The organism is Streptomyces laculatispora (assembly GCF_017353455.1).
GTDB classification, from domain to species: Bacteria; Actinomycetota; Actinomycetes; order Streptomycetales; family Streptomycetaceae; genus Streptomyces; species Streptomyces laculatispora.
Window position 1 is genome coordinate 1 of the sequence record NZ_JAFMPZ010000344.1, and the last position, 10,698, is coordinate 10,698.

Consider the following 10,698-nt stretch of genomic DNA (forward strand, 5'->3'; position numbering starts at 1 on the left):
TCGGTCACCATCGACGACCACTTCTTCCAACTGGGCGGCCACTCACTGCTCGCCACCCGGCTGATCGGCCGGATCCGCGGGATCTGGGAGACCCGGGTCACCATCCGGGACCTGTTCCAGTACCCGACGCCCGCGCTGCTCGCCGAACACATCGCCTCGAACACGAGCGGCGACCCGATGGAGACGCTGCTGCCGATCCGGGCCGCGTCCCCCGCCGCCCCCGAGGCCCCGCTGTTCTGCGTCCACGCGATCTCCGGGATGAGCTGGTCGTACGCCGGACTGCTCAAGCACATCGGCGGGCGGCGGCCGCTGATCGGCCTGCAGGCGAAGGAGCTGACGAGCCCGACGGACCGGCCGGCCGGTATCGAGGAGATGGCCGACGGCTATGTGAGCGAGATCCGCTCGGTCCAGGCCCACGGCCCCTACCACCTGCTCGGCTGGTCGTTCGGCGGTCTCGTGGCCCACGCGATCGCGGCCCGGCTGGAGGAACAGGGCGAGGAGGTGGCCCTCCTGGCGCTGCTCGACTCCTACCCGCTGCCCGACGGCTTCCGGCCGCCCGCCATCACCGGCCGCGAGGTGCTGACCGCCCTGCTCGGGGGCCGTGGCGCCGAACTCGACGTGCGGTGCGCCCGGAGCGCCCCGGACACGGAGGAGCTGGCCGCCGTACTGCGCGCCGAGGACGCGATCCTGGGCGCACTGGAGCCGGCCCAGGCCGCCGCGGTCGTCGCCGCCACGGCCGGGAACCTGGAGATGCGCTACCGGTACGTTCCGCAGCGGCGGTTCGGCGGCGACACGGTGTTCTTCAACGCCGCCCGCACACCGGCCGCGGCGACCGGTGCCGACTCCTGGGCACCCCATGTCCTGGGCCGGGTCGAGGAGTACGACATCGACTGCGCGCACTGGGACATGACCACCGCCGAGCCCCTGCGCGAGATCGGAAAGGTGCTGGCCGAGGAGTTGCGCGGAGTGCGTCACTGATCGGGGCCCGCCGTTCGCACGAAAGACCCTGACCACACCCCACAGGTGCCCGGGACCGCCACGACGGCGGACCCGGGCACCTGTGCGTGCGCGGCCGCCGGCGGCCCCCAAGTTGCCCGCGGGCTGCCGCTCATGCCGCCGGGCGGCAGGTTCCGGCCTGCATAGCGTGAAGCCATCCGCAGGCCACGGCTCCCGGCAACAGAAAGTCAAGGAAATGGTTGATCATTCCGGCTGGCGTGTCGGGGTAGCTTCAGCCCCCGTCCACCACGGTGAGATCCTGCAAGGCGTGTTCACCGGTGACAGCGGGCTCACCCGAGGTCTCGTCACTCTTCCCTGCACCATTCACGCGACCCGTGCGACGTTCATCCCCGCTCCCGGCGACGAGGTCACCGTCACGCCGGCCTGGAAGGGCAAGGCACGGCGCGCGGCCGAACTCGCGGTCCGCGCCGTGACACCGCCGGGCGCCGAGCCGGCGGGCGGTCACCTCGACCTCACCGGTGACGTACCGCTGTGCCGGGGCTTCGGCTCGTCCACGAGCGATGTGCTCGCGGCCATCTGGGCGGTCAAGGACGCCTTCGTCAGCCCGCTGCCGCCGCAGGAGGTCGCCAGGATCGCGGTGCGCGCCGAGACCGCGTCCGACTCCCTGATGTTCGAGGAGTCCACCGTCCTGTTCGCCCAGCGCGAGGGCAGGGTGATCGAGGACTTCGGCTACCGGATGCCGGCCCTGCGGATCCTCGGCTTCGGCTCGCGCCCCGAGGGCGGCGGGCGGGGCGTGGACACGCTGGCCTTCTCTCCGGCCCGCTACGGGCAGGACGAGATCGACCTCTTCACCCGGCTGCAGTCGATGCTCCGGGAGGCCATCCAGATGAAGGACGTGGCCCTGCTGGGATCGGTGGCCACAGCCAGCACGGAGATCAACCAGCGCCATCTGCCGATCCCGGAGCTCGACCGCATCCGTGACATCGCGCGGACCACCGGAGCCGTCGGGATACAGGCGGCGCACAGCGGGGACATCGCCGGACTCCTCTTCGACCGGGACGACCCCGAGGTCGAGGCGCGGACCGACATGGCCCAGGACCTCCTGCAAGAGCTCGGAATTCACGAGCAGTGGAACTACACAACGGGTGACTGACATGACGACGACTCTGCCCAAGGCTCACTCCTCGATCGTGGAGGCGACGGAGCTGCCACGCATCATCAAGGTGAGCGACAACCTCTACGCGGCCGCCTTCAGCCTGATGAAGTTGCTGCCCGCCCGCTACATACTCGACCGCGCCGAGGCCGCCGGCCTGATCTCCCCCGGCACCCGGATCATCGAGACCTCCTCCGGCACCTTCGCCCTGGGCCTGGCCATGGTCTGCCGTCTGCGCGGCTACCCGCTGACCATCGTCGGCGACTCGGCGATCGACCGCGATCTGCGCACCAGGCTCGAAATGCTCGGTACGACGGTGGAGATCGTCGAGCACACCGGCCAGGCCGGCGGCATCCAGGGCGCACGTCTCGCCCGTGTGGAGGAGCTGCGCCGGCAGGACCCGGAGGCCTTCGTCCCCGGCCAGTACGACAACCCCGACAACCCCGGCGCGTACGGCGTCGTCGCCGATCTGATCGGGGACACCGTCGGCGCCGTGGACTGCCTGGTGGGCCCGGTGGGTTCGGGCGGCTCCACCGGCGGACTCGCCGCCGCGCTGCGCCAGACCGGCCCCGCACTGCACCTGGTCGGCGTGGACACCCAGGGCAGCATCATCTTCGGCAGCCCGGACGGGCCGCGCACGCTGCGCGGACTCGGCAGCAGCATCCACCCGGGCAACGTCAGCCACACCGCCTACGACGAGGTCCACTGGGTGACCGCCCCCGAGGCGTTCCACGCGACCCACGAGCTCTACCGCGCACACGGCCTGTTCATGGGCCCGACCAGCGGCGCTTCCTTCCAGGTGGCGTCCTGGTGGGCCGAGCAGAACCCGGAGAGCACCGTCGTGATGGTGCTCCCGGACGAGGGCTACCGCTACCAGTCCACGGTCTACAACGACACCTGGCTGAGCGAGCAGGGGATCGTCCCCGCCCCCGCCGCCGGCGGCCCCCGCACCGTCGAACACCCGCTGGACGCCACCGCCGCCTGGTCCCGGCTGCTGTGGGCCCGCCGCGGCTTCGACGACGTGGTGATGCCGGTGGTCGGCTCATGAGTCAGCGCCTGCTGCTCCTGGTGGAGAGCAACACCACCGGTACGGGACGGCTGTTCGCGCGGCGCGCGGCCGAGCTGGGTGTGGTGCCGGTGCTGCTCTGCGCCGACCCGGGCCGCTACCCGTACGCCGCCGAGGACCGGCTGCGGACGGTCGTCGTGGACACCTGCGACGAGTCCGCGCTGTGGGCGGCCGTCCGGGCGCTGGAGGCCGAGGCCACTGTCGCGGGCGTCCTGACCAGCTCCGAGTACTACGTACCCACCGCCGCCGCACTGGCGTACCGGCTCGGGCTGCCCGGCCCGTCGGCCGAGGCCGTGCGGGCCTGCCGCGACAAGGCCGAGCAGCGCCGGGCCCTGACCGGCGCGGGCGTCGGCTCGGCGGACTTCGCCGTCGTCTCCGAGGTGGCAGGCGCGATCGACGCGGCCCGCGGCATCGGACTGCCCGTGGTGGTCAAACCGGTGCAGGGGTCGGGGAGTCTGGGCGTACGGCTCTGCGCGGACCTCGACGAGGTCGCCGAGCACGCCGGGACACTGCTGGCGGCCACCGTCAACGAGCGCGGTATCACCGCACCGGGCCGGATCCTGGTCGAGCAGTACCTGACAGGTCCGGAGTTCTCCGTCGAGGTGTTCGGCACCGAAGCCGTCGTCACCGTCGCCAAACACGTCGGGCCGCTCCCGGTGTTCGTTGAGACCGGCCACGACGTACCGGCCGCGCTCCCCGGCGAGCAGGAGATCGCGCTGCGCGAGACCGCGGTACGCGCGGTGCGGGCGCTCGGCCTCGGCTGGGGCGCCGCCCATGTGGAACTGCGGCTGACCGGGACCCGGACCGCCCAGGTCATCGAGGTCAACCCCCGGCTGGCCGGCGGCATGATCCCCGAACTGGTCCGCAGGGCCTGCGGGATCGACCTCGTACGGGCCCAGGTGCTCGCCGCGCTCGGCGCCGCTCCCGAGCTGGAGCGCGGCGGATACGCCCGCGCCTCGATCCGGTTCCTCACCTGCGCACAGGACGGCATCCTGGCGCCGTCCGCCGCACTGGACGACGCCGTGCACCGGGCCCGCACCGTACCGGGCACCGTCGAGGCGCTGCTCTACCGCGCCCCCGGTGAACCGGTCGGCCCCGCCGAGGACTTCCGGGGCCGCGTCGGCCACGTCATCGCCGTCGCCGACCGCTCGGGACGGGCGGCCGAAGCAGCCGACCGGGCGGTGGCCCTGCTCGGTGAGGCCGTGTCCTACGCGGATCTGCACACAGAGGAGGCATACGCATGACCACAGCTCCGGCGCTCGGCGTCGACACCGGCCGGCTCAAGGCCGCGCTCGACGCCGAGGCGCACCGCATCGTCTACGACCAGTACCTGCCGGACACCGCCGACGGTCTCGGCGAGGAGCTGCGCTGCATCAGCGAGGTCGACCGCGCCCACCTGATCATGCTCACCGAGCGCGGGATCGTCGACGCCGACCGGGCCGCCGCCCTGCTGCGCGCCATCGAGGAGCTGCGCGGGCAGGACTTCGCACCGGTCCGCTCCCGGCCGATGCCGCGCGGCGTCTATCTGGCGTACGAGGGGCACCTCATCGAGCAGCTGGGCGACCGGACCGGTGGCATCCTGCACACCGGCCGCTCGCGCAACGACCTCAACGCCACGACCACCCGGCTGAAGACCCGCGGCCCCTTCCTGGCGCTGCTCGACGCGGTCGACCGGCTGGCGGGGGTGCTCCTGGCGAAGGCCGAGGAGTACCGGGACGTGGTCATGCCCGCCTACACCCACGGCCAGCCCGCGGTGCCGATCAGCTACGGCCACTACCTCGCCGGCGTCGCCGGCGCCGTACTGCGCGCGTACGAGTCGCTGCTGGACGCCGGACGCCAGATCGACGTCAACCCGCTGGGAGCCGGCGCGATCGGCGGGACCTCCGTCCCCATCGACCCCCGGCGCACCGCCGAGCTCCTCGGCTTCAGCTCCGCTGCGCCCAACTCGGTCGACGCGGTGGCCTCCCGCGACTTCGTCCTGGACCTGCTGTCCGCGTCCGCCGTCCTCGGGGTGGCACTGGCCAGGGCGGGCCGGGACCTGAGCACCTGGACTTCGGAGGAGTCCGGGCTGCTGCGGGTGGGCGACACCCTCGTCGGGTCCAGCTCGATGATGCCGCAGAAGCGCAACCCGTTCCTGCTCGAACACATCCAGGGCCGGTCCAGCGCGAGCCTCGGCGCCTTCGTCGGCGCGGCGACCGCCATGACCACCGGCGGCTACACCAACGCCATCGCGGTCGGCACCGAGGCCGTACGGCACCTGTGGCCCGGACTGAGCGGCACCACCGACGCGGTGACGCTGCTGAGCCTGGTGGTCGCGGGCACCGAACCGGAGCGCGAACGCATGACGGATCGCGCGGTGGACGGCTTCACCTCGGCCACCTACCTGGCGGAACGGCTCGTGCTGGACGGGATGCCGTTCCGGGCCGCGCACCACCTGGTGGGCGAGACCGTGCTCGGCGCCCTGGACTCCGGCCGGTCGCTGGAGGACGCGGCCCGCTTCACCGCCGTCGACGACGGCGGACTGGCCCCCGACCGGGTGGCCGAGGCGTGCGCCCACGGCGGCGGACCCGGCTCCACGGCCGACGGGATACGCGCTCTGGCGACCGGGCGGGACGTGCTGAAGGCCGAGCTGACCGAGCGGCGCACCCGCTGGTCGGACGGGAGCGCGCTGCTGGCGCAGGCCGTGGTCAAGGCGGTGACGTCATGAGCGCCCGGCTGACCGAACGCGAGGCCGGCACGGACCAGGCACCGCCGCCGCGCGGCGGACTGCGCGGCAACCGCGACTTCCGGCTGCTGTGGACAGGCGAGACGACCAACCGCGTCGGCATCAACATCACCGCCGTCGCCATGCCGATGGTCGCCACGGTGACCCTCCACGAGAGCGTCTTCTCGGTGAGTCTGCTGGCCGCCGCCCCCTGGCTGCCCTGGCTGCTGATCGGCCTGCCGGCCGGCGCCTGGGTGGACCGGATGCGACGGCGGCCGATCATGCAGATCTGCAACCTGGTCCCGCTCGTGCTCCTGGCGAGCGTCCCGGTCGCGGGCTGGCTCGGGATCCTGACGATGACCCAGTTGCTGGCCGTGGCATTGGTCAACGGGTTCGCCGCGGTCTTCTTCGGGATCTCCTACAAGGTCTACGTGCCCTCCATCGTCGAGCCCGAGGACCTTCAGGAGGCCAACGCCAAGCTTCAGGGCAGCGAGTCGGTCGCCCAGGTCGCGGGGCTGGGCGGGGGCGGCCTGCTGGCCCAGGCCTTCGGCGCCACCTCCGGCCTCCTCGCCAATTCGGCGACGTTCCTCGTCTCCGCGCTCTGCCTGTCCGGCATCCGAAGCAAGGAGCCCGTCCCGGAGAAACCCGCCGAACGGCCGGCCCTGGTGCAGGACATCAAGGAGGGGCTCCGGTTCGCCTTCAAGGACCCCTACCTGCGGGTCCTCACCCTGTACGGCACCGCCACCAACCTGGTGCTCACGGCCGAGGCGGCGGTCCTGCCGTACTTCATCCTCCGCGGACTCGGGATACCCGAAGGCGCCACCGGATGGCTCCTCGCGTCGAGCAGCATCGGTGGCATCCTCGGGGCCACCACCGCGAAACGCGTGATCGCGCGGTTCGGCTCGGCCCGCGGACTGCTGGTCGCCACGGTCCTCAGCGCCCCGTTCGCCCTGCTCATCCCGCTGACCAACAAGGACTGGAGACTGTCCGCCCTGGTGGTCGGGAGCGCCGTGCTCTCGCTCGGCGTCGTGCTCGCCAACGTGATCCAGGGAGCGTTCCGCCAGCGCTACTGTCCGCCCCAGCTGCTCGGCCGTGTCTCGGCCAGCATCTCGGTCGCGAACTTCGGCGTCATTCCCATCGGTTCAGTGCTCGGCGGAGGCCTCGGCACCGTCCTCGGTCTGCGGCCCGCCCTGTGGGTCCTCACCGCCGGCCTCGCCCTGACCCCGCTGCTCCTCCTGATCGGGCCGCTGCGCGGAAGGCGGGACCTGCCGGTCGCGCCGGCCGCGCGGTGAGACCCGGCTCGCCTGCCACTCTCGTACGAACAGGAGAGACCCCGTGGAACAAACCCTGCCGTGGGTCGTTCGTGAGCTGCCACCCCCCGGCTCACTGGACCTCTGGCTCCTGAGGGTCTCGGATGTCCCCCTCGGCATCCTGGACGAACGGGTACTCGACGCGACCGAGCGTCAACGTGCCGCCACCCTCATGCACGCCGCCGACCGAACCCGGTTCACGGCCGCGCATGTCGCCCTTCGACGGCTGCTCGGCTCGTACCTGAGCCTGCGCCCCGAGGACGTCCACCTCGGCCGGGACACCTGTCCCTGCTGCGGCGGACCGCACGGCCGGCCCACCGTGCTCGACACCGACGACCAGTTGTTCTTCTCACTGTCCCACCGCGGCGATCTCGCCGTCGTCGGTACCGCGGCGGCCCCCATAGGGGTCGACGTGGAGCTGGTGGGGGACGAGGACGGCGCCGCCGAACTCGCCTCGATGCTGCACGTGGACGAGCAGGCCGAACTGGCCGCGCTCAGCCCCCCGGAGCGGCCTCGGGCACTGGCCCGGCTGTGGACCCGCAAGGAGGCCTACCTCAAGGGCCTCGGCACGGGCCTGGGCCGCGATCCCGCCCTCGACTACGTCGGCTCGGGCCGCCCCGAGGGCCCGTACCCGCCGTCGGGCTGGACCCTGCTCGACGTCCCGGTGGACCGGGGCTACGCGGCGGCGGTGGCGGTGCGCGGCGAGCTGAGCGTGGACGGGCCCCTCGTCAAGAGGCTCTCCGGCCTCGAAGTCGTCCGCCACGCCTGCGACGCCCTGCAGACGGCGGGGGCCCCGCCCTGACCCGTCCCGAGGTCCGCCGGGTGCACCGTTGCGGTGATCACCCGGCGGTGGGCACGTACCACCCGGCCGCTCCCGCGGCTGCCGTTCACCGAAACGTCCTCGACAACACTCCTACGGACTTTTGGAACTGACGATGTCAAACGCTGTGCAGCAGGCCCCCGCGGCCCTCCTCCCGCAAGTGCGGACCCGTACCACCGGGCAGCCGGACACCGGCGCCGAGCAGGTGACGGGCGCCCAGTCCCTCATCCGCTCACTCGAAGAGGCCGGCGCGGACACCGTGTTCGGTATCCCGGGCGGCTGCATCCTTCCGGCGTACGACCCCTTGATGGACTCCACCCGGGTCCGTCATGTGCTGGTCCGCCACGAGCAGGGCGCCGGGCACGCGGCCACCGGCTACGCCCAGGCCACCGGCAAGGTGGGGGTGTGCATGGCGACCTCGGGCCCGGGCGCGACCAATCTGGTGACCCCGATCGCGGACGCGCACATGGACTCCGTGCCGCTGGTCGCGATCACCGGCCAGGTCCCCTCCAAGTCGATCGGCACGGACGCCTTCCAGGAGGCGGACATCGTCGGCATCACCATGCCGATCACCAAGCACAACTTCCTGGTCACCAACGCCGACGACATCCCGCGGACGATCGCCGAGGCCTTCCACATCGCCTCCACCGGCCGCCCCGGACCGGTGCTCATCGACATCACCAAGGACGCCCTCCAGGCGGCCACCACCTTCCAGTGGCCGCCGGTGCTGGAGCTGTCCGGCTACCGCCCGGTCACCAAGCCGCACCCCAAGCAGATCCGGGAGGCCGCCCGGCTCATCGCCGCGGCCCGCCGGCCGGTCCTGTACGTCGGCGGCGGGGTGCTCAAGGCCCGCGCCACCGCCGAGCTGCGCACCCTGGCCGAGCTGACCGGGGCGCCCGTCACCACCACCCTGATGGCGCTCGGCGCCTTCCCCGGCAGCCACCCCCAGCACGTGGGAATGCCCGGTATGCACGGGGACGTCGCGGCGGTCGCCGCGCTGCAGAAGGCCGATCTGATCGTCGCCCTGGGGGCCCGCTTCGACGACCGGGTCACCGGCAGGCTGGACAGCTTCGCCCCGTACGCCAAGATCGTGCACGCCGACATCGACCCGGCGGAGATCGGCAAGAACCGGCTCGCGGACGTCCCCATCGTCGGTGACGCCCGCGAGGTGCTCGCCGCCCTGACCGACGCCGTGCGCGGTGAGCGGGAGGAGGGGCGCGTCGGCGACTACGCCGACTGGTGGCGGGACCTGGACCAATGGCGGGCCACCTACCGGCGCGGCTACGAACTCCCCGCCGACCCGGGGCTGCTCTCCCCGCAGCAGGTCATCGAACGGATCGGCCAACTCGCCCCGGAAGGAACACTGTTCGCATCCGGAGTGGGTCAGCACCAGATGTGGGCGGCGCAGTTCCTCCCGCACGAGGAGCCCGACACCTGGTTCAACTCGGGCGGTGCCGGGACGATGGGGTACGCGGTGCCGGCCGCGATGGGTGCCAAGGCCGGCATGCCGGACCGCACGGTCTGGGCGATCGACGGTGACGGCTGCTTCCAGATGACCAATCAGGAGCTCACCACCTGCGCGCTCAACAACATCCCGATCAAGGTCGCGATCATCAACAACGGCGCGCTCGGGATGGTCCGCCAGTGGCAGAGCCTCTTCTACGGCGCGCGGTTCTCCAACACGGTGCTGCACGACGGTGCCACCAACGCCACCACCGGCTCGACCCGCGGAGTGGGATCCACCACCAACCGCGGCACCCGGGTCCCTGACTTCGTACAGCTCTCCGAGGCGATGGGCTGTGTGGGCCTGCGCTGCGAGAACCCGTACGAGCTCGACGCGATCATCGACAAGGCCAACGCGATCAACGACCGCCCCGTCGTGGTGGACTTCATCGTCCACGAGGACGCGATGGTGTGGCCGATGGTCCCTGCCGGCACCTCCAACGACGACATCATGGCCGCACGCGACGTACGCCCCGACTTCGGCGACTCCGCGGACGACTGAGAGGACCTCCCGACATGTCCCAGCACACGCTCTCCGTCCTGGTCGAGAACACACCCGGCATCCTCGCCCGTGTCGCCGCCCTGTTCTCGCGCCGCGGCTTCAACATCGACTCGCTCGCGGTCGGCACCACCGAACACCCCGATCTCTCCCGCATCACCATCGTCGTCAGGGTCGACCATGAACTCGCCCTGGAGCAGGTGACCAAGCAGCTCAACAAGCTGGTCAACGTCCTGAAGATCGTCGAGCTGGAGGCCGACTCCGCCGTCCAGCGCGAGCTGGTCCTGGTGAAGGTGAGCGCCGACAACGGCTCCCGTGCCCAGATCGTCCAGATCGCCGAGCTGTTCCGGGCCAGAACCGTGGACGTCTCGCCCGATGCCGTCACCCTCGAAGCGACCGGCTCCGGCGACAAACTCGACGCGATGCTCAGGATGCTCGCGGCCTTCGGTATCAAGGAGCTCGTCCAGTCCGGCGCGATCGCGATCGGCCGCGGCTCCCGGGCCCTGGCCGACCGCACCGCGCGAGAGGCCCGGCCGATCCGCCTGACCCCGGCCGGCACCGCCACGGCGGCACGCGCTCAGAGCGCCTAGCACCCCTGCTTTCCTTTCCGCTATTCCGTCCGCACACCCTCATGTCCCAGGAACCAAGGAGAACTTCCCATGCCCGCCGAGCTGTTCTACGACGAC

9 protein-coding genes are annotated in these 10,698 nt (G+C 71.8%); all 9 read left to right on the forward strand.

Translation table 11 applies throughout. The features are described from left to right. Nucleotides 1–978: thioesterase domain-containing protein (locus tag J1C73_RS18500; protein ID WP_242644357.1), on the forward strand; the 978-nt coding region annotated here is incomplete at its 5' end. A 286-nt stretch (nucleotides 979–1,264) separates the two neighbouring features. Further along, on the forward strand, nucleotides 1,265–2,110 hold the full coding sequence (locus J1C73_RS18505) for a GHMP family kinase ATP-binding protein (RefSeq protein ID WP_307797726.1): 846 nt from the start codon (nucleotides 1,265–1,267) through the stop codon (nucleotides 2,108–2,110). Nucleotide 2,111: 1 nt separating this feature from the next. Further along, a complete protein-coding gene (locus J1C73_RS18510; RefSeq protein ID WP_242644358.1) occupies nucleotides 2,112–3,158 on the forward strand; it encodes a PLP-dependent cysteine synthase family protein in 1,047 nt (348 codons plus the stop codon). Beyond that, nucleotides 3,155–4,420 carry an ATP-grasp domain-containing protein gene (locus tag J1C73_RS18515; protein WP_207317379.1) on the forward strand — a complete coding sequence of 422 codons (1,266 nt, stop codon included), beginning with the start codon at nucleotides 3,155–3,157 and terminating at the stop codon, nucleotides 4,418–4,420. Before J1C73_RS18510 ends, J1C73_RS18515 begins: the two co-directional genes overlap by 4 nt. Next, complete coding sequence (gene argH, locus J1C73_RS18520; RefSeq protein WP_207317380.1) at nucleotides 4,417–5,883, forward strand: argininosuccinate lyase; 1,467 nt, start codon at nucleotides 4,417–4,419, stop codon at nucleotides 5,881–5,883. The genes J1C73_RS18515 and argH overlap by 4 nt, the downstream gene beginning before the upstream one ends. Beyond that, complete coding sequence (locus J1C73_RS18525) at nucleotides 5,880–7,172, forward strand: MFS transporter (protein WP_207317381.1); 1,293 nt, start codon at nucleotides 5,880–5,882, stop codon at nucleotides 7,170–7,172. Before argH ends, J1C73_RS18525 begins: the two co-directional genes overlap by 4 nt. A gap of 43 nt (nucleotides 7,173–7,215) precedes the next feature. Next, entirely contained in the window at nucleotides 7,216–7,992 is a 777-nt protein-coding gene (locus J1C73_RS18530) for a 4'-phosphopantetheinyl transferase family protein (RefSeq protein WP_307797727.1), read from the forward strand. Nucleotides 7,993–8,125: 133 nt separating this feature from the next. Further along, nucleotides 8,126–10,015, forward strand: coding sequence for an acetolactate synthase large subunit (locus tag J1C73_RS18535; protein WP_207317382.1), 1,890 nt, complete (start codon nucleotides 8,126–8,128; stop codon nucleotides 10,013–10,015). 14 nt (nucleotides 10,016–10,029) lie between these two features. Next, nucleotides 10,030–10,602: an acetolactate synthase small subunit gene (ilvN, locus tag J1C73_RS18540; RefSeq protein ID WP_123468077.1), complete on the forward strand. Its 573-nt coding sequence runs from the start codon at nucleotides 10,030–10,032 to the stop codon at nucleotides 10,600–10,602. The last annotated feature ends 96 nt before the right edge of the window (nucleotides 10,603–10,698 follow it).

Bases quoted from the DNA above. Each gene is read 5' to 3' on its own strand.
- ilvN (WP_123468077.1), top strand. From the start codon at position 10,030: ATGTCCCAGCACACGCTCTCCGTCCTGGTCGAGAACACACCCGGCATC.
- J1C73_RS18515 (WP_207317379.1), top strand. From the start codon at position 3,155: ATGAGTCAGCGCCTGCTGCTCCTGGTGGAGAGCAACACCACCGGTACG.
- J1C73_RS18535 (WP_207317382.1), top strand. From the start codon at position 8,126: ATGTCAAACGCTGTGCAGCAGGCCCCCGCGGCCCTCCTCCCGCAAGTG.
- J1C73_RS18510 (WP_242644358.1), top strand. From the start codon at position 2,112: ATGACGACGACTCTGCCCAAGGCTCACTCCTCGATCGTGGAGGCGACG.
- argH (WP_207317380.1), top strand. From the start codon at position 4,417: ATGACCACAGCTCCGGCGCTCGGCGTCGACACCGGCCGGCTCAAGGCC.
- J1C73_RS18525 (WP_207317381.1), top strand. From the start codon at position 5,880: ATGAGCGCCCGGCTGACCGAACGCGAGGCCGGCACGGACCAGGCACCG.